Annotated in this window: 16 protein-coding genes and 1 pseudogene; 1 reads left to right on the forward strand and 16 read right to left on the reverse strand. The window is 47.4% G+C overall.

Annotated features, from left to right (window positions below; all coding sequences use genetic code 11):
- Positions 1 to 6: 6 nt before the first annotated feature.
- From rnr to fdhF, 16 genes and pseudogenes are all read right to left on the reverse strand, one after another.
- Complete coding sequence (gene rnr / locus OF158_RS12885; RefSeq protein WP_014097480.1) at positions 7 to 2,295, reverse strand: ribonuclease R; 2,289 nt, start codon at positions 2,293 to 2,295, stop codon at positions 7 to 9.
- A gap of 27 nt (positions 2,296 to 2,322) precedes the next feature.
- Positions 2,323 to 3,072 carry an alpha/beta hydrolase gene (locus tag OF158_RS12890; RefSeq protein WP_014097479.1) on the reverse strand — a complete coding sequence of 250 codons (750 nt, stop codon included), beginning with the start codon at positions 3,070 to 3,072 and terminating at the stop codon, positions 2,323 to 2,325.
- A gap of 194 nt (positions 3,073 to 3,266) precedes the next feature.
- Positions 3,267 to 3,500 carry a preprotein translocase subunit SecG gene (secG, locus tag OF158_RS12895; RefSeq protein ID WP_014097478.1) on the reverse strand — a complete coding sequence of 78 codons (234 nt, stop codon included), beginning with the start codon at positions 3,498 to 3,500 and terminating at the stop codon, positions 3,267 to 3,269.
- Positions 3,501 to 3,880: 380 nt separating this feature from the next.
- Positions 3,881 to 5,296, reverse strand: a pseudogene (locus OF158_RS12900) (ISLre2 family transposase).
- A 1,067-nt stretch (positions 5,297 to 6,363) separates the two neighbouring features.
- Positions 6,364 to 7,659 carry a phosphopyruvate hydratase gene (eno, locus tag OF158_RS12905; RefSeq protein WP_014097476.1) on the reverse strand — a complete coding sequence of 432 codons (1,296 nt, stop codon included), beginning with the start codon at positions 7,657 to 7,659 and terminating at the stop codon, positions 6,364 to 6,366.
- A 228-nt stretch (positions 7,660 to 7,887) separates the two neighbouring features.
- Entirely contained in the window at positions 7,888 to 9,423 is a 1,536-nt protein-coding gene (gene gpmI / locus OF158_RS12910) for a 2,3-bisphosphoglycerate-independent phosphoglycerate mutase (protein WP_014097475.1), read from the reverse strand.
- Complete coding sequence (tpiA, locus tag OF158_RS12915; protein ID WP_014097474.1) at positions 9,416 to 10,177, reverse strand: triose-phosphate isomerase; 762 nt, start codon at positions 10,175 to 10,177, stop codon at positions 9,416 to 9,418. Before tpiA ends, gpmI begins: the two co-directional genes overlap by 8 nt.
- Positions 10,178 to 10,203: 26 nt before the next feature.
- Positions 10,204 to 11,388 (reverse strand): phosphoglycerate kinase, encoded by a 1,185-nt coding sequence (gene pgk, locus OF158_RS12920; RefSeq protein ID WP_014097473.1) that lies wholly within the window; start codon positions 11,386 to 11,388, stop codon positions 10,204 to 10,206.
- Between the two features lie 89 nt (positions 11,389 to 11,477).
- Entirely contained in the window at positions 11,478 to 12,485 is a 1,008-nt protein-coding gene (gene gap, locus OF158_RS12925) for a type I glyceraldehyde-3-phosphate dehydrogenase (protein ID WP_014097472.1), read from the reverse strand.
- A gap of 65 nt (positions 12,486 to 12,550) precedes the next feature.
- Positions 12,551 to 13,579, reverse strand: coding sequence for a sugar-binding transcriptional regulator (locus tag OF158_RS12930; protein WP_026684781.1), 1,029 nt, complete (start codon positions 13,577 to 13,579; stop codon positions 12,551 to 12,553).
- A 135-nt stretch (positions 13,580 to 13,714) separates the two neighbouring features.
- Positions 13,715 to 13,960 (reverse strand): glutaredoxin family protein, encoded by a 246-nt coding sequence (locus OF158_RS12935; RefSeq protein WP_014097470.1) that lies wholly within the window; start codon positions 13,958 to 13,960, stop codon positions 13,715 to 13,717.
- Between the two features lie 193 nt (positions 13,961 to 14,153).
- Positions 14,154 to 15,488 (reverse strand): RNA polymerase factor sigma-54, encoded by a 1,335-nt coding sequence (gene rpoN, locus OF158_RS12940; protein WP_017551322.1) that lies wholly within the window; start codon positions 15,486 to 15,488, stop codon positions 14,154 to 14,156.
- Between the two features lie 200 nt (positions 15,489 to 15,688).
- A complete protein-coding gene (locus OF158_RS12945) occupies positions 15,689 to 15,814 on the reverse strand; it encodes a hypothetical protein (protein ID WP_014097468.1) in 126 nt (41 codons plus the stop codon).
- A 14-nt stretch (positions 15,815 to 15,828) separates the two neighbouring features.
- On the reverse strand, positions 15,829 to 16,047 hold the full coding sequence (locus OF158_RS12950) for a heavy-metal-associated domain-containing protein (protein ID WP_014097467.1): 219 nt from the start codon (positions 16,045 to 16,047) through the stop codon (positions 15,829 to 15,831).
- The gene (locus tag OF158_RS12955; RefSeq protein WP_035184079.1) at positions 16,040 to 16,546 is read right to left on the reverse strand and encodes a helical membrane plugin domain-containing protein; all 507 of its coding nucleotides are present in this window, start codon (positions 16,544 to 16,546) and stop codon (positions 16,040 to 16,042) included. The genes OF158_RS12950 and OF158_RS12955 overlap by 8 nt, the downstream gene beginning before the upstream one ends.
- A 71-nt stretch (positions 16,547 to 16,617) precedes the next feature.
- The gene (fdhF, locus tag OF158_RS12960; RefSeq protein WP_017551324.1) at positions 16,618 to 19,611 is read right to left on the reverse strand and encodes a formate dehydrogenase subunit alpha; all 2,994 of its coding nucleotides are present in this window, start codon (positions 19,609 to 19,611) and stop codon (positions 16,618 to 16,620) included.
- A 129-nt stretch (positions 19,612 to 19,740) separates the two neighbouring features.
- Between fdhF and OF158_RS12965 the strand changes: the two genes are divergently transcribed.
- Entirely contained in the window at positions 19,741 to 19,959 is a 219-nt protein-coding gene (locus tag OF158_RS12965) for a PCI domain-containing protein (RefSeq protein ID WP_014097463.1), read from the forward strand.
- Positions 19,960 to 20,097: the final 138 nt, after the last annotated feature.

Here is a 20,097-nt window from a genome sequence, read left to right on the forward strand (position 1 = left end):
ATCCGGTTACCTTCGATTTGCTTTTTTCTTTTTCGGCGGCCTCGTCGCCCAGTCTTCGTCGGCATGGTGCGATTTTTGCGGCCTAGTAGAATGGGTGCCGCGCACTTTGACGATCTTTTTCGGGCGTTCTTCTGTTTTTTCTCGGCGGTTGTTTTGCATGCCGACAATTTCAAAATCAATATTGTGTTCGTCTTTGTTCACATTGAGCACGCGGACGCGGATCTCATCACCAATGCGGAATACATTTCCTGTCCGTTCGCCGATCATGGCATATTGCCGCTCATTGTAATGGTAATAGTCATCTGTCATATAGCTGACATGGACAAGCCCTTCAATCGTGTTCGGCAGTTCGACAAACATGCCGAAATTCGTAACTGAGCTGATAATCCCGTCGAATTCTTCCCCGATTTTGTCTTCCATAAATTCGGCTTTTTTCAGCTCATCCGTATCCCGTTCAGCTTCTACTGCTCGGCGTTCCATTTTCGAGGCATGGTCCGCAATTTCCGGCAGTAATGCTTTCCATTTTTCTTTCGTCTTTTCATCCAATTTTCCGCTGATCAAATACGTGCGGATCAGCCGGTGGACAATCAGGTCCGGATAACGGCGGATCGGTGAGGTGAAATGTGTGTAAAATTTCGTTGATAAGCCGAAGTGGCCAATGCATTCCGGATCGTACTTCGCCTGCTGCATCGACCGCAGCATGACCGTCGACACGACCATTTCCTCAGGCCGTCCGGAAACCGTATCAATGATTTCCTGCAACGCACGCGGATGCACTGAATTGGCTGTACCGCGTACGATCAGACCAAAATTGGTAATAAATTCAAAGAACCGCTGCAGTTTCTCCGCTTTCGGCTCTTCGTGGATCCGGTAAATAAACGGCACGTCCAGCCAGTAAAAATGTTCGGCAACCGTTTCGTTGGCAGCAAGCATAAATTCCTCGATCAGCTTTTCTGCAACCGACCGCTCACGCAACACAACATCCGTTGGTTTGCCCTTTTCATCGACAATGACTTTTGCTTCTTTAAAATCAAAATCAATAGCGCCGCGCTCCATCCTTTTTTTGCGCAAAATCTCCGCGAGTTCGGCCATTTGTTCAAACATTGGAACGAGCGGCTCATAGTGTTTTCTAAGCGCTTCGTCGCGGTCGACAAGGATTTTATTAACGTCCGCATACGTCATACGAGCGGTCGTTTTGATGATGCTTTCAAAAATTTCATGATTAACAACGCGGCCTGTTTCATCAATTTCCATTTCGCACGACAGCGTAAACCGGTTGACTTGTGGATTCAGGGAACAGATGCCGTTTGACAAACGGTGCGGGATCATCGGAATGACGCGGTCAACAAGGTACACGCTCGTCCCGCGTTCAAATGCTTCACGGTCAATCGGCGATCCTTCCGTTACATAATGGCTGACATCTGCAATATGGACGCCGAGCTTATAATGACCGTTTGCCAGTTTTTTCACGGTAACAGCATCGTCGAGATCTTTTGCATCAGCCCCATCAATCGTTACAATCATTTCCCCGCGCAAATCGCGACGGCTGCCAATTTCACTCTCATCAATTTCTTCCGGCACCCGGTTTGCCTGTTCGAGCACTTCTTCCGGAAAGGCTTGGGGCAGCCCATACTGATGGATAATCGACAAAATATCAACACCGGGATCATTTTTATGGCCAAGAATTTTGATGATTTCGCCTTCCGCATTTTTCGTGCCTTCCGGGTAGGCGGTAATATGGACAATCACTTTATGGCCTTCGACAGCACCGCCGTTTGCTGTTTTCGGTATAAAAATATCGCTGCCGAACCGTTTGTCATCGGGTACGACAAATCCGAAATGTTTGCTTTCGACGTATGTGCCGACAAGTTCTGTCTGGCCCCGCTCAAGAATACGCACAACGGTTCCTTCCTGGCGCTGGCCTGAGCTTTTGGTGGACACACGGACAATAACGGTGTCTCCATTTAACGCATGGTTAGTTTCATGCGGCGGGATAAAAATATCGTCCATCCCAGGCTCATCGGGGGCGACAAAAGCAAAACCTTTTGGATGGCCAATCAGTTTTCCCCGTACGAGATTCATTTTTTCCGGCAGGCCGTAACGGTTGCTTCGCGTGCGGACAATGAGGCCTTTTTCCTCCATATAAACGAGCACTTTCACAAATGCTTTAAACTCGGAAGAATCGTCAATACCGAACGCTTTTTCCAGTTCCTGAACCGTCAGCGGCTTGTACGTCTCTTCTTTCATATAAGATAAAATTTTTTCAACATCTTGCCGTAGTTGGTCTTGTTCCATTTATTTCCCTCCTTTTTCGGGAAAATTTTAAACCGACCAGTCAAGTGACTCCAGAAACGTGTACACATCTTCGTGAAGTTGATCTTTTTCGTCGTCGAGTGTAATAACATGGCCGGAGTTCTCATACCATTTGAGTTGCTTATGGTCTGTTTCCACTTCTGAATAAATAATATTGGCGCTTTCCGGGCGGATCATTTCGTCATGGCGCGCTTGTACGACAAAAACGGGCGCATAAATGTGATCGACATGGTTGCGCACATCCTGAATAAGCTCTTGCAGCGATTGCAGCGTATGCATCGGCGTCTTTTTGAATTCCCGCATTTCCTGTTCGATTTGCGCTTCGCTTTTCCCTTCGAACTGTTTGTATTTGCGGGCATACGCAACCACGCCTTCATACATCGTTTGCTCGCTTTTTATGTTCATGGGCGCGCACATGGTGATAATTCCCTTTACAGGTACAGTGTAACCCAATTTTAAGGAAAATACCCCGCCCAATGACAATCCGGCTACTGCAATTTCATGATACCCTTTTTCTTTTAATAACTGGTAGCCATTCATAACATCTTGCCACCAGTCGCTTGGACCCGTATGCAAAAGGTTTTCAGGCGGTACCCCGTGCCCTTTGTATTGCGGCGCATGGCAAGTGTATCCTTTTTTTTCAAGGAAGCGCCCGAGCATCCTGACGTCGGCGCTGCTTCCGGTAAATCCGTGCAAAAGCAGTACAGCCCTTTTGCCGGCTTCAAATAAAAACGGTTTTGGTGGTACAATTCTCATCATCCGTAAAAAACGCCTCTTTCCTGCTGTTTTTCTTTGGGGCCTTTGTTCATTTTATTTGTAACAAAGTCGTTTCGGAAATGCCAGCAATCCGCATAAAAATACCCGGCCTGGATTTTGGGACCGGGATGGAAGTCATAAAGTTTACAGGCATGTGCGGATAAGGCTTCTTTATAAGTTGCCTGATTTGCATACCCTTATAGGTTTATATATGCAAGTCCGATGGCCAGCAGGAAAAATAAAACAGCGAGCACAATCGTAATCCTGTGTAAAATTAGGTCAATTCCGCGCACTTTTTGTTTCCCGAAAAGCTGTTCAGCGCCGCCGGAAATAGCGCCGGACAATCCCGTGCTTTTCCCGGGCTGGAGCAGTATGACTGCAATCAACAGAATTGAATCGATGATTAGTAATGTTAATAACAATGTATGCACAACTGCACACCTCCTGAGACGGGCAATACCTAATCTTGAGTGTACCATATTGGGGGGCAGGGTTCAACTACATTGGAATAATTGTATGTGTCAAGTTTTTCTCGACAAGGTTTAAATATCGGGTATTCCAAGACACTCTTTTTGTACACTTTCGGCTACCGTGCTTTACTTGCTCGGTGTAATTTTCGGAAAAGATGTAATATTTCCGTATAAAGATGGATAACGGGGATGTTGAGGCGCGCGAAATTCACTCGCTTTCCGCGGGCGGCCGGCGAGCCTCCTCGCTCGTACCTCGCTGCGGGGTCTCTCCTGGCTCGCTTTTCCCGCAGGAGTCTCGTAAATTTCGCGCGCCTCAACGATCAGTCCCCACTGAGCCAGGCTTAAAACGAAAGCTCTAATATTTTGCTTAAATGTCCCATTGCCGATGAACTGCTTGAATGCAGGGCAACTGATCCGTGCTTTACGCCCACTGACGGGCGTACAGGCTGCTTGAGTAGTTGAGACATCCTGATGGATTGTTTCAAGTTCCGTTGCTTTCTCTCGCTTCTTGAACGGTGTTTCAGATAGGCTTCTCTCAATGTCCCATTGAGCATGCCTTGTTTGATTTTCACCATGGCTTCTGCGCCAAGTTCACTCCAATGCATGCCCCTTTTTTTCATCCTGAAGGAGATATGCCTTTGGTTCGATTCCATCGCTCCTAGGCCTCTCGCACCTTCCGGCACGTTTTTCACCCTGTCCCTCCAGTCAAAAATGCGGTCCCAGTTTTTCAAGATATACGAACGGAATTCCTTGATTTTCTTGAGAGCCTTTTTATCCGTCAAGGTGCTTTCGTGCGTATCCAAATATAACGTGAATTGGTCCAGGTTATGCGTTCTAATCGCTTTTCTAATTTGCTCCTTGATCTCGCTCTTTCCGCCCCCAAATGTCCTTATGATGGCTTGTGCAACGTGGTAGGTATCCAGCTGGTTGAGCACCGGAAATTCCGACTGTGAGAATGCTGTTTGAAACCGTTCAGCTGTGTACCCAGCACCTCCATCACTGTTTGTAATGACTTGCGCTTTTTCGAGGGAATAGGTGTTGGCAGCTGTGGCTTGGACTTCATCCCAAAATGTCTGAATGTCTTCCGTCGTCATGATGACTGTGGGCTGACGCAGGGAGACCCTTTTTCCATTGGTTTCCCAACCTTCATAGAGAATGGCATGGCGGACTTCCATACCCTGTTTCTTTTCCAGTCCCCGGATGAATACGCCATCTGCTTCGGAAAACAGGTAGTCTACCTTCTTCCCATCAGGCAGTGAAGCAGCTATTTCCATCTCTTCTACAAGGGCCTTGTCGGCTTCCACCTGCGTTTTTCCTACGCGTTTCACCATTTCCCCTACAGTTGTATGACTAAGACTCACGGCTGTCCATTCTTTTAAAATATTCGCCACCTCCCGATAGGTGTTCTCACTTGCCAACTCTGCCACCTTTCATTCCACTAACGGGCTATATCTCCGGTGGGGTACCAGCCCCAAGCATTCATCCAAGGGATAATGTGAGTTCCCTCTCTTATCACGCATTAATGAACGTTTAAAAGTCACACTTCCAAATAGAAACTGAACGCTTCTGTTATCACTACGGCAGTACTCCCAGCCTTCCTCCAACTTCTTTTGTTTAATTGTTTTATCTAACTCCTCAAATACATCCCCAACCCATTGTGTAAAAGCCTTCTGCATCAGAAGTTTAAGCTGTTCTTCAAATTCGATAAGACTCTTTGTATCCTTTAATAATCCAGCAATTATTGATATAATATCCATGGGAAGACCTCTCTCTCTAGATGTTCATCTTGAAGTGTACAATTAGATGATAGAGTGTCTTCCCATTTTTTTCCACTCATTTGCCCCTTCGAGTAAAATTTTACACATACGGAATAATTGTCCGAAAATGAACAGCATCTTATTGGTCCGGCCCCCGTTTTGTCTTTTATGGGCTCGATGAGGAAGGATGTTTTTTGGTTTCCGGGTACCTGTTTTGTCTTACACGGGGCTAATGAAGAATATCTCTTTCATCCCGGCGCCTCGTTTTGTCTTTCATAAGCTTGATGAAGGACACTTCTCTGGTTATCGGTCCCTGTTTTGTCTTTCATAACCTTATTGAAGGACATTTCCTTGTTTCTCAGCCCGTGTTTTGTCTTTCATGAACCCTATGAAGGACATTTCTTTCAACCCGGCGCCTCTTTTTGTCTTTCATGAACCTTATGAAGGACATTTCCTTCGTCCCGGCGCCTCGTTTTGTCTTTCATGGAACCGATGAAGGACATTTCTTTCGCCCTGGTGCCTCATTTTGTCTTTCATAAGCTCGATGAAGGACACTTCTCTGGTTATCGATCCCTGTTTTGTCCTTCATGACCTTGTTGAAGGACATTTCCTTGTTTCTCAGCCCGCATTTTGCCTTTCATGGAACCGATGAAGGACATTTCCTTGTTTCTCAGCCCGTGTTTTGTCTTTCATGAACCCTATGAAGGACATTTCTTTCAACCCGGCGCCTCTTTTTGTCTTTCATGAACCTTATGAAGGACATTTCCTTCGTCCCGGCGCCTCTTTTTGTCTTTCATAAGCTCGATGAAGGACATTTCTTTCGTCCCAACTCCCCGTTTTGTCTTTCATGAACCCTATGAAGGACATTTCTTTCACCTCGGCTCCTCGTTTTGTCTTTCATAAGCCCGTGAAGAACATTTCTCTGGTTACCGATCCCTGTTTTGTCCTTCATGTCCCTCACCCCGTTCCGCGTTTTTGTCAGCCAGACGCAAAACGGATAGCCTCATTTTTCCCGTACAACCAAAAAACTGCCCGGTGAAAACCGGGCAGTCTGCAGCAGAATGGCATTATTTTTTCAAGTTGTAGAAAGTTTTCTTGCCAAGGAACTCGGCTGTTTCAGCCAATTCGTCTTCGATGCGGAGCAATTGGTTGTATTTTGCTACGCGGTCGGTACGGGATGGCGCACCTGTTTTGATTTGGCCGGCGTTTGTTGCAACGGCAATATCTGCAATGGTGCTGTCTTCTGTTTCGCCAGAACGGTGGGAAACAATTGCAGTATAGCCTGCACGTTTTGCCATTTCAATTGCATTGAAAGTTTCCGTCAAAGTACCGATTTGGTTTACTTTGATCAGAATGGAGTTGCTGATGCCTTCTTCAATACCGCGGGCAAGTTTTTCAGTATTGGTTACGAACAGGTCGTCGCCCACCAATTGGACTTTCTTGCCAAGGCGTTCTGTTAACATTTTGAAGCCTTCCCAGTCATTTTCATCCAAACCGTCTTCAATCGAAATGATTGGGTACTTCGAAATTAATTCTTCATACCAATTCACCATTTCTTCCGCACTCAGGACTTTGCCTTCGCCGGCTAAATGGTATTTATGGTCTTCGTCACTGTAAAGTTCGGAAGATGCAACGTCCATTGCAAGCAAAACTTGTTCGCCTGGTTTGTAGCCGGCTTTTTCGATGGCTTCAATAATGGTAGAAAGGGCTTCTTCATTCGATTTCAAGTTTGGTGCAAAACCGCCTTCGTCACCGACAGCAGTATTATAACCTTTCGCTTTTAAAACAGAACGCAGGTTGTGGAAAATTTCAGCACCCATGCGCAACGCTTCTTTGAAAGTCGGAGCGCCGGCAGGCATGATCATGAATTCCTGAATGTCCACGTTGTTGTCAGCATGCGCACCGCCGTTTAAGATGTTCATCATCGGAACCGGCAGTTGTTTTGCGTTGAATCCGCCAAGGTATTTGTACAAAGGCAAATCCAATTCGTTTGCTGCAGCACGGGCAACAGCAAGGGAAACGCCAAGGATGGCATTTGCGCCAAGTTTGCCTTTGTTCGGTGTGCCGTCAAGTTCGATCATTGCTTTATCAACGCCGACTTGGTCAAATACATCGTAACGGCCGATAATCGCTTCAGCGATCGTGTCGTTCACATTTTTAACAGCTGTTTCGACACCTTTACCGAGGAAACGGCTTTTGTCGTTGTCACGGAGTTCAACGGCTTCGTATTCACCTGTAGAGGCACCGCTTGGCACCAATGCGCGGCCAAAACCGCCGTCTTCTGTGTAAACTTCTACTTCAACAGTTGGGTTGCCGCGCGAGTCCAATACTTCGCGTGCATAAACATCAGATATTAAAGACATCTTCTTATCTCTCCTTTTTCAATGCATAAATGGGGTTTTCATCACTTTGCCCGGCACTTTCCAGGCATGGCGCTAAGGGCACGTCTGCGGGAAATTTTCCCGGCATGCCCCCGGGTGTCATCCCTTTCCATGCCGCAGCACCTTCCAGGCATGGCGCTCCCGTTTTTAGGGCGTCACTTTCAACGCATTTGGCCCGATTTTCCTTTTATCAGGCTTCCCCACACAGGGTCATTTTTTAATCAGGCTTGTGCCTGTCATTTCTTTCGGTTTTTCAATGTTCAGCAGATCAAGCATGGTCGGTGCCAAGTCGGCAAGAATACCGCCGTCACGCACTTCAACGCCTTTTTTCGTGATGATGACCGGAACCGGGTTTGTCGTATGGGCTGTCATCGGTTTGCCTTCCGGTGTCAGCACTTCATCCGAGTTACCGTGGTCCGCCGTGATAATGGCATAGCCGCCTTTTTCAAGGATCAGGTCCACGACTTTGCCGAGGCATTCATCGACTGCTTCGATCGCTTTAATGGTTGGTTCCAGCATGCCGGAGTGGCCGACCATATCCGGGTTTGCAAAGTTCAAAATGATGGCATCTTGTTTGTCATTCCGAATTTGCTCCAGCAAAGCATCCGTTACTTCATAGGCGCTCATTTCCGGTTGCAAGTCATATGTTGCTACTTTAGGGGAGTGAATTAAAATTCTTTCTTCCCCTGGAAAAGGTTCTTCACGCCCGCCGTTCATAAAGAACGTTACATGCGGATATTTTTCAGTTTCTGCAATCCGCAGCTGTTTTAACCCGTGCTGTGACAATACTTCGCCGATTGTATTGTCAAGGCCGACCGGTTTGAAGGCAACATAGCCTTTGACCGTTTCCGAAAAATGTGTCATGCAGACGAAGTACAAATCTTTCGGGTGATTCGGGCCGCGGTCAAATGCGCGGTAATCTTCGTTCGTAAAAGCATTTGAAATTTGGATGGCACGGTCAGGACGGAAGTTATAGAAAATGACCGAGTCATGATCCTGAACCGTTGCAACCGGTGATCCGTCTTCTTTTGTAATCACAGAAGGAATAACGAATTCATCAAAGATGCCATTTTTATAGGAATCTTCAATGACCGCCATTGGGTCCGGATATTTCGGACCTTCGCCGTATGCCATGGCGCGGTACGCTTTTTCCACACGGTCCCAGCGTTTGTCACGGTCCATGGAATAGTAACGGCCGGTAATCGTTGCAAATTCGCCGACACCGTATTCTTTAAATTTTTCTTCTGTTGCTTTGATGTATTTTTCCGCTGTTTTCGGGCCTACATCACGTCCGTCAAGGAAAGCATGGACGTACACTTTTTTCACACCTTGATCGGCTGCGAATTTCAGCAGCGCGAACATATGGCGGATATGGCTGTGCACGCCGCCGTCCGACAACAAGCCGAATAAGTGGAGGCTTGTCCCGTGTTTTTTCACGTTTTCAACCGCGCCGAGGAAGGTTTCGTTCTTTTCAAACTCGCCTTCGCGGATCGACATGTCTACGCGCGTCAAATTTTGGTAAACGATACGCCCTGCACCGATGTTTGTATGGCCGACTTCCGAGTTCCCCATCTGGCCGTCAGGAAGGCCGACGGATTCGCCGCTTGCGCCGAGTTGATTGTGCGGGAATTCCTTCCAGTAGCGGTCAAAATTTGGTTTTTTTGCTTGGGCTACAGCATTGCCGTATGTTTCTTTCCGGCAGCCGAAGCCGTCTAAAATGATTAATGCCACAGGTGCTTTACTCATGGCTTACCGCCTCCAATAATTGCAAATAAGATTGTGGGTCAAGGCTTGCACCGCCCACTAATGCGCCGTCAATATCCGGTTGTTCCATAAATTCTTTAATGTTGCCGGGTTTTACACTGCCGCCGTATTGAATTCGAACGCTGTCAGCAACATTCCGGCTGAATTGGTCCGCGATCACACTGCGGATATAGGCACAAACTTCGTTGGCATCTTCGGCAGTCGAAGATTTGCCTGTTCCGATTGCCCAGATGGGTTCATAGGCAACGACAACCTGTTTTGCCTCGTCGTCAGAAAGCCCGGCAAAAGCAGCTTTTACTTGCGATCCGACGATTTGTTTTGTTTCATTGTTTTCCCGTTGTGCCAGTGTTTCTCCCACGCAAACGATTGGTGTTAAATGATGGGCAAAAGCAGCTTTTACTTTCTTATTGACTGCTTCATCCGTTTCATTAAACATTTCACGGCGTTCAGAGTGTCCCAGGATGACATATTCAACATGCAAATCAGCGAGTGCAACCGGGCTGATCTCGCCTGTAAAAGCACCACTTTCTTCATAGTGCATGTTTTGGGCGCCAATTTTTACGCGGGTGCCTTTCGTTGCTTCCACCAGGCGTTCCAAAAAGAGCGCAGGCGCACATATGACGCTGTCGACAACAGATTCGCCAGGTACCGAATGTTTTACCTCTTCGGTAAAAGCCAGCGCTTCCGGCAAGGTTTTATTCATTTTCCAGTTCCCCGCAATGATCGGTTTACGCAATAAGGACACTCCCTTTCCTGATAAAATTATTTGTCATTTAAAGCTGCGACGCCAGGAAGTGTTTTTCCTTCCATGAATTCAAGCGATGCGCCGCCGCCTGTTGAAATATGGTCCATTTTCTCTGCCAGATGGAATTTTTCAACAGCTGCCGCAGAGTCGCCGCCGCCGATGATGCTGTAAGTGCCGGTTGCATCCGCGAGCGCTTCTGCAACGCCTTTTGTCCCGTTTGCATAGGCGTCCATTTCGAATACGCCCATCGGTCCGTTCCAAATGACAAGTTTCGATTCTTTGATGACTTTGGCATACAGTTCAACCGTTTTCGGGCCAATATCAAGTGCCTGCCAGTCAGCCGGGATTTCTTCAATCGCTACCTCTTTTTTGTTGGCAGTTTCGGAGAATTCGTCTGCTACGATCGCATCAACCGGCATATAGAAGTTGACGCCTTTTTCTTTCGCCTTTGCCATAAAAGATTTTGCAAGGTCAATTTTGTCTTCTTCAAGCAGCGATTTGCCGATTTCATGGCCTTGTGCTTTGACGAACGTATAAGCAAGGCCGCCGCCGATGATCAGGTTGTCGACTTTATCCAGCAAATTGTCGATGACGCCGATTTTGTCTTTTACTTTTGCGCCGCCGATAATGGCAGTAAAAGGGCGTTCCGGATTGGACAATGCTTTGCCGAGCACATCCAGTTCTTTTTGCATTAAAAAGCCGGATACTGCAGGCAGGTGATGGGCAATCCCTTCTGTTGATGCATGGGCACGGTGGGCAGCGCCGAATGCGTCGTTTACATACAGTTCAGCTAAAGATGCAAATTCCTTTGCCAATTCCGGGTCATTTTTTTCTTCACCCGGATAGAAACGGACGTTTTCAAGTAACAATACGTCACCATTATTCATTTTGCTGATTTCCGCCTTAACCGATTCGCCATAAGCTTCATTTGCTTTTTTGACGTCTTTTCCAAGCAGTTCGCTCAGGCGTTTTGCAACCGGTGTGAGGCGCAACTCTTCCACAACCTGGCCCTTAGGACGGCCGAGGTGGCTGGCAAGAATGACTTTCGCACCGTTTTCCACCAAATATTTGATCGTTGGAAGGGCAGCACGGATTCTTGTATCATCCGTTACATTGCCGTCTTTTAACGGAACATTGAAGTCGACACGGCAGAAAACGCGTTTGCCTTGCAATTCAACATCTTTAATCGATTTTTTGTTCATGGCAAAACGAACCTCCTTTTGTTTTACAGGCATTGAAAAAAGGGAGAGGGGATTCTTCCCCACCCCCCTGCAACGTTTTATCGTTCAAATTAAAGGCCTTTAGAAGCGATGTATTCAACAAGGTCAACAACGCGGTTGGAATAACCGAATTCGTTGTCATACCAAGAAATGACTTTTACCATGTTGCCTTCGATAACCATTGTGGATAATGCATCAATGGTCGAAGAAACAGTTGTATGGTTGTAGTCACGGGATACAAGCGGTTCTTCGCTGTATGCGAGAATGCCTTTCAATTCGCCTTCAGCCGCTTCTTTAAATGCTGCGTTTACTTCTTCAACCGTTACGTTTTTGCCAAGTTCAGCAACAAGGTCAACAACAGAAACGTTTGGAGTCGGAACGCGCATGGCCATACCGTTCAATTTGCCTTTCAGTTCAGGCAATACAAGTGCAACTGCTTTAGCAGCACCGGTTGTAGTCGGGATGATGCTTTGTGCAGCTGCACGTGCACGGCGGTAGTCTTTGTGCGGCAAGTCAAGAATTTGCTGGTCGTTTGTGTAAGAGTGAACAGTTGTCATCATACCACGTTTGATTTCGAATTTTTCTTGCAGCACTTTTGCAAACGGCGCCAGGCAGTTTGTTGTGCAGGATGCGTTCGAAATGACGTTATGGTTTTTAGGATCGTATTTGTCTTCGTTAACACCCATTACGATCGTAATATCTTCGTTTTTCGCAGGAGCGGAAATGACGACTTTCTTTGCGCCTGCTTCAAGGTGTTTTGCAGCCCCTTCACGGTTTGTAAAACGACCTGTTGATTCAACAACAACGTCAACACCGAGGTCGCCCCATCCGAGATTTGCAGGTTCGCGTTCAGCCAAAACTTTTACTTTATGGCCGTCTACAACGATGGAATCACCGTCTACAGTGACTTCTTCTTCCAGGTTGCCATGAACAGAGTCATATTTTAACAAGTGTGCAAGCATTTTTGCGTCTGTCAGGTCATTGATTGCAACGATTTCAACATTAGGATTGCCTAAAGCAGCACGGAATACGTTACGTCCGATACGTCCAAATCCGTTAATACCAACTTTAACTGCCATTTGTGTTTCCTCCTTGAGTCGTAAAGATTTTATATTTCAAAAGGGTTATCCCTTTTAAAAACAGGTTAGCGCCAAGCGAGAATTTGTTTTGCTGCCCCTTCGTCCGTAATCAGAACAGTGGATTCCGGTTTCGTGTTCATGTAGGCTTTAATGGCCTTTGCCTTGGATGCCCCGCCGGCAACCGCAAAAACATGGCGGATCCGGTGCAAATCCTCGAGTTGCAGGCCGATCGTCCGGACCTTGTGAACAATTTCACCCTGTTCGTTAAAATAGTACCCGAACGCTTCGCCGACTGCATGCCCACGGATGATTTTCTCCATCTCTTCTTTTCCGGTCTTGCGGCGTTCTGCCATTGTCATGGCTTCGCCAATGCCGTGCAGCACAATATCCGCTTGTTTAATAAGGGTAAGGACTTCTTTAATGGACGGCTCGTTTACGACCGATTTGTACACTTCCGGGCTGACCTGGTCAGGCACGTATAATACCCTGTGTTTTCCGCCGGTCCTTTCCGCCATTTTTGCGCAGATCGTGTTGGCCTGATTTGCGACATCTTCACCAATTCCGCCTCTGGCCGGCACGAACAGCAGCTGCCTCTTGGCACTGATGTCGGGAGTTAACACATCTGCGACTGCGGCCATCGTCGATCCTCCGGTTACAGCGATTATATTGTTTCCCGTTAAGGCGGCTTTCATTCTTACAGCACAAGCCCTTCCAAGCTCGTTTTTCACCCACGGTTCTTTGTCGCTGTCCCCTTGAACCACGACCACGTCTTCGAGGCCCAAAGCTTGTTTCAGCTTTTCTTCCGTTTCATTTATACCCGATATTTCTCTCATCATGCTTTCCATATTTTGTAACAAGGCAGCACCATCATTTGTCACCGACATGCCCGAGGGTTTTACGTCAATGAGCTTTTGGTTTTTCAAAAAATCCGTTTCGCTCCGAAGAATGCGTTCTGACATGCCAAGCATTTGTGCCAATGTTCTTCTTCCCACCGGTTCCGCAAAAGAAATGGAACGGAGAATCCGGTATCGTTTTTGCATGACAGCGAGGATATCGGGGTATAATTTTTTTTGAACCTCTATCAACGATCGCATAGATAATGTACTCCCTTAAATAATTATGTAGGTCGTGTTGAGTCCCACAGAGACATTTTTTGTCCCACCTGCTTCAAAAAAAATTACCCTCGCTACATGTTTCATTCTAGCAGGATAAATTTTGCATTTCAACTATTATTGCTCATGAATTTCATGTAAGCGCTCCTTTATGGCAAAAAGGTGAATCCGCCCATATCCGAGCAGTTCCCCTTTGTACTCGATAACCGGGATCATAAGGCCGTATTTTTCCGTCCATGCATCGCACGCTTCGATGTCTTTTTCAATCAGCCGGAACGGGATTTCCTTTTGCAGGAGTTGCAGCTGTTCTTTTGCTTCCGCACAAAGCGGGCATTGTTTTCTTGTATATAGCACCAGTTCCATTTTAAAATCCTCCCCCTTTCCGGCCATTCGTGGCAGGCACATGGGCTGTGCTCCCGACCCGATATACCCAAATGCCTGATCCGTTATTTATTTATTTCAAAGTGTGTGCGAAATTTGCCCGTTCCCGTCCGATTCGTCCTTTTTTGCCGGCGGATGAAACGCGAAACTTCCGTTTTGAAAAAATATTCCCGGCTTATTCGTACCTTTTTCTTTTGGAAGATGACGGAATGCCGAGCTGTTCGCGGTATTTCGCCACTGTCCGGCGCGAGATTTCAAACCCTTTTTCATTTAATACGGTCACAATCGCCTGGTCGGAAAGCGGCTTCCGCTTGTCTTCCCCGCTTATAAGTGCTGAAATTTCATTTTTGACCTCGGCGCTTGATGCTGCTTCTTCCCCGCCGGCAGAACGAACCGGCAAGGCGGTCGTGAAAAATGTTTTTAATGGGAAAGTCCCGAATGGCGTTTCCATATACTTTTCTCTCACTGCACGGCTCACCGTCGACTCGTGCATCCCGATGTCATCCGAAATTTCTTTCATCGTAAGCGGCTTCAAATGCCCTTTTCCATATAAAAAGAAATCCCGCTGTTTTTCAAGCAGTGCTGCGCCGACTTTTAGCAGCGTTTCTTTCCGGCTTTCGATGCTTTTTCGGATCCAGTAATATTCCTGCGTTTTTTCTTTTAAATAACGGGTGACGCCGGCATCTCCGGCCGGGTTCATGCTTGCATAACTTTCATTCAAACGGAGTTTTGGAACCTGGTTTTCTACAAGATACAATTCGAGCTTTCCCGCATGATTTTTGACCAAAAGATCGGGAACGATGTATTGCGGCCGATCTGCCATAAAACCGGATCCAGGACGCGGGTTTAACGTCTGCACATAATCAGATACCCGCTGGATTTCCTGCAGGGATATATCAAGTTTTTTCGCAATGCCTCTCCATTTTTTTTCGGCAAAATCGAGAAAATGGCGGCTGATCAATTCTTCCGCATGCCCGGGCGCATCCGGATCCCTTTTTATCTGGATCAGTAGACATTCCTGAAGCGATCTTGCGCCGATTCCGGCCGGATCCAGCGACTGGAGAATGCCAAGTGCTTTTTCGGCGTCTTCTTCGGAAATGGCAGCCATTTTTGCCGCTTCCTGAACCGAGATGGCAAGGTAGCCGTTTGCATCCAGATGGCGCGCATAAAGTTGGACCGCTTTCAAAATCTTGTTTGATAACGCTTTCATATCCAATTGGCTGATCAAAAAGTCTGGAAGTGTTTCCGTCTGTGCAGGAATTTGTTCAATCCAGTTTTTGTCCTGGCTTTTTTTCTGCCCCTTTACACGGCTCAGCCCGGAAAAACGGGAATCGACCAGTTTAATATTGGCGCTGGACAGTTCGATGAGAGGATTTTCCGCAGCTTTTTCTTCCAAAAAAGATGCGAGCTCCTGGGATGAGAACTGAAGAACCTCGATTGCTTGTTTTAATTCCTGGGTCATTGCCAGTTTCATTGACTGCTTTTGCCACAATCCGACTTGAAGATCCATAACATTCCCCCCTTGGCAATGATAAAAGGCTTCTCTTGCTATTGTCTTTTATTTTACAACATTTTTGTGTTTTAGTATATGCAATGGCAAGAAGTCCCATGCTTCCGGGGATATGGGCAGCCGGCAAACGCAGACGCCATTTTTTTTTGCCGGAAAATTTGCGCACATAAATGGCGTTGCGGTGCCGCAACGCCATTTGCTTAATTTTCTTCTTCAAAATCGAATTTCCGGTCGGTCCGGCAGTTTTCACAGACATAAAGCACTCTTCTTGATTCCGCTTCGTTTTCTTCCGGTGTTTGGGAACCGCAGATTTCGCATACTTTCAAGTGCCTTCCTCCTTTTATGGTTCCATCATTTCAGCACGGTAACCCTGCTCCGTCACGGCTTGCATCATATCGTGGCAGGATGCCGATTGGTCATTATAGGTAAAAGTCGCTTCTTTTCTTGCCAAACTGATTTCAATATCGCGGACGCCCCAGACTTCATTCAGGGCGCGGCGGACTTTGGCGGCATCTTCTTCATTCACCATATCACTTACTTTCAACATCCCTTTAGCCAATGTCCGTTCCTCCTTCAGGAAGCGAATGGTTTTGCTCCATGGCTTCCCCCATCCCCGCCAAAATGCCTGTCATCATGGCAAGCGACCGTTTCACTTCCGGGGAGCGCATGCTTTTTCCGAGCTTCCACAGACTCTCCTGGCCCCCGGATTGGGCTGCTTTTTCAAACCCGCTCGTGATGCCTGACAAGATCGTTTGCAGTTGTTCCGGATCGATGGCGCCTAAAAATTTAAATACGTTCATCCCGTTTTTGACGACATGGTACATGGTGGGCTGGTTTAGTTGCCCTAAGGCAATTTCGGCAACGTCAACGCGGTTTTGGAGCAAACCTTCCATCGCATTAAGCACGCCCATGCCATCCAGCTGTTTGATGATCTCTAACAGTTTAATCAGTGATTCCCCGTTTTCGGCGGCTGCCTTTACAACCGCCGACAGAGAGGCTGCCTGCCATTCTTCCGGGGCCGGATCCACTTGTTTAATTTGCCTGATCGCCTTCGCCATATGCTTTCCCTCCCGGCTTTATTAATTTCACGGCCGGAACAGAGCCTTCCCGTCCGCGGATTTCTTTCTCATTACCGGCCCGTCCCGTTTGCCTGATCACCTTCGCCATATGCTTTTCCTCCCGGTGAAAATAATGCCGTGATCGGGATAAAGTCATCCCGCTTCCATTTTTCTTCCACTCTTACACTGATTTGCGGAATCCGATTGCCATAACGGTGGTTCACCTTTGGCAGCGGCGGTTTTCCTTTTTCCTCTAAAATCTCCATTTTTACGCCCATTTCTTTATAGTTCGGGGTATGGGTCACCCTGTCATGATAGCTGCTCGTCAGCCGGTTCACCATTTCATCCTCTTTCCGGGCGTTCATCGTTAAGTACAATTCTTTTCCTTGTACCCGCCCGGTCACAACGGCCCGTACTTTCACCTTTCCGTAAGGCGATGTCAGCCGTACAAGCGCCCCGTCTTTTATCCCCCGTTCACTTGCTGCCTCCGGTGAAATCTCAAGCCACGGCTCCGGCACTTTGTGATGGATGCCCGGAGAACGGTCCGTCAAATTCCCTTCATGGAACTGTTCCAGCAAGCGGCCGTTGTTAAGATGGTAATCAAATCCCTCCCCGGCTGAAAAAGGCGGTTCCCAGTCAACCGGTACCAGTCGGGCTTTACCGTCCGGAAAGGCAAAACGGTCTTGATATAGAAGCGGTGTGCTCGTACCGTCTTTTTTAACCGGCCATATTTGGCTGTTAAACCCTTCCAGTCTCTCGTAGCTGATGCCTGCAAAGTACTTTGCTAGGCTTGCCGCTTCTGCCATGATTTCGCCGGGGTGCTGGTAATGCCACTGGGCTCCCATTTTGTTCGCGAGCTCCTGAAAGATGACCCAATCCGGCTTCGATTCACCCATCGGTTCAAATACCTGGTAAAAGCGCTGGATGCGCCGTTCCGTATTTGTAAACGTCCCTTCTTTCTCAAGGCTCGGCGCAGCCGGCAGGATCACATCGGCAAATTGGGCCGTTTTGCTGAAAAACACATCCTGTACAACAAAAAAGTCGAGCTTTTCCAGATGTTCTTCCACAAAATTAATATTGGAATCAACGATCGCCATTTCTTCACCGAACAGGTAGAGGCCCCGGAGCTTGCCGCTTTTTATCCCGCCGATCATTTGATGATTGTCAAGCCCCGGGTTTTCCGGAAGTTTGACCCCCCAAGCCTTTTCGTACCGTTCCCTCACTTCATTATCTTCTACTGGTTCGTAGCCCGGGAACCAAGCGGGCATCGTTCCAAAATCACAGGCGCCTTGCACATTGTTGTGCCCTCTGAGCGGATATGCCCCCGTCCCAGGGCGGCCGTAATTACCGGTAACCAATAACAAGTTGGAAATGGCCGTGCTTGCATCCGTCCCGCATGTGTGCTGGGTGATGCCCATCGCCCAAAGAATGCATACGGATTTGGCTTCATGGATCATCGTTGCCATTTTGATTAAGTTCTCTTTCGAAATGCCGGTTTTCTCCTCGGCAAACGCCAGCGTGTATTTTTCCAGTGAAGCTCTGAACTTGTCTAGCCCTTTGACCCTGGCTTCAAGAAATGCTTTGTCTTCCCAGCCCTGATCGAGAATGTATTTTGTCACGGCGTTAAGCCAAATCAAATCTGTGCTTGGCTTCGAATGAATAAATAAATTGGCGCGGCTGGCCAGTTCGTTTTCCCTTAAATCGACGACCATAAGCTTTTGTCCATGCAATTTGTGCGCCCGTTTAATGCGTGTCGCAAGGACAGGATGGGATTCGGCCGGGTTCGCCCCCACCGTAACCACCAAATCCGCCTGCTGGATATCCCGGATGGTGCCGGAGTCCCCGCCAATACCAACGGTCCGCAAAAGCCCTGACGTTGCCGGCGACTGGCAGTAACGCGAGCAATTATCCAGATTATTTGTACCGATGATCGCGCGGGCGAATTTTTGAAAGAGATAGTTTTCTTCATTCGAACATTTAGATGAAGCAATAAAGCCAAGCGCGTCCGGCCCGTGCTGTTCTTTTATTTCCTGCAATTTGCTTGCGATCAGATTCAGGGCTTCATCCCAGCTTGCTTCAACAAATTCTTCCCCTTTGCGGATCAACGGCTTTGTTAAACGTTCTTCGCTGTTGACGAAGTCCCACCCGAACTTTCCTTTGACACATGTCGAGATGCCGTTTACTGGCGCATGTTCCTGCGGCTCGACTTTTAAAATGTGGCGCCCTTTTGTCCAAATTTCAAAACTGCAGCCGACACCGCAATAGGTGCAAACGGTTTTCGTTCTTTTGATTCTCGATTTTCGCATTGCCGCTTCCATTTCGGATATTGCAAAAATCTCTTTATATCCCGGTTCGACTTCTTTAGTGAGATCGATCATCGGCTCCAGCACTTTTTGCGGAATGCCGGTTAAATACCCTGCTTCCCCGAGCATGGACTTTTCCATAAGCGCATTGCACGGGCAGACCGTGACGCAATGGCCGCAAGATACACAAGAGGACTCATCGATGGGAACATCATTGTCCCAGATCACTCTTGGCACTTCCCGGTCCCAGTCAATCGTCAATGTTTCATTGACTTGCAAATCCTGGCAGGCCTCAACACATCTTCCGCAAAGAATGCACTGGTCCGGTTCATAGCGGTAAAAAGGATGGGATTGGTCCGGCGGGTAGGGTTTAGCTTCAAACTGGTATTTTTGATGCTCGATTTCAAGATGCTCGGCCGTGTTATGGACAACACAATTGCCATTATTGTTGTCACACACGGTGCAATAAAGCTCGTGGTTTTTCAGAATCCGTGACATTGCTTCATATTGGGCATCTTTTACAGGTTTGGAACCGGACTCCACTTCCATTCCCGGCTCTACCTTGGTTGCACATGCCCGCACCAGATTCCCGTTTACGTTCACAAAACAGGTATCACAAGTTTGAATCGATCCGAGATTCGGATGGTAACAGATCGCGGGGATGTACATATCGTGGGCGTTGGCCACTTCCAAAATCGTTTGCCCTTTACGCGCCGCCAGTTCTTGCCCGTTTATTCGAATCGAAAAGGTTGCTTCTTCCATCATCGGTCCCCCAATCATGCCTTTTTTATTAGGATTGCCAATTGACTTTCTTCTATAACTGATTTGGGATTGTTTCTTTACCATTTTGCGTATAATAAAAGTAGATTTTTTTAAAAAGGGGATCAAACCATGGAACAAGCGGAATTGTTTGAACGAATCAAAAACATGATTATCTCATCCACAAAAGAACCGAAATATACTGCACTGTCTACTGTCAAGCTTGCCGATCTATTTGACACGGACCCTCGTGAAATAGAGAGGGTCATCGGGGAATTGGTTGAAAAAGGAAAACTGAAGAAATCCAAACTTGAGGAACCGCCGCACGCGGAAATCTATTCCTTGCCTTGACTTGTCCCGCTCCCTGCATCCGGCAAAGCGGTTTCGAAAAAATGAAAAAACATGGGTGTAAGCTTGCATAAGCCGGCTTTGGATGCTACCTTTAAGAAAGGGAAAGCTGCAAACGGTTTAAATGGCCGGAGCATTTTG

Source organism: Weizmannia sp. WK01 (genome assembly GCF_025905465.1).
Classification (GTDB): domain Bacteria; phylum Bacillota; class Bacilli; order Bacillales; family Bacillaceae_C; genus Weizmannia; species Weizmannia faecalis.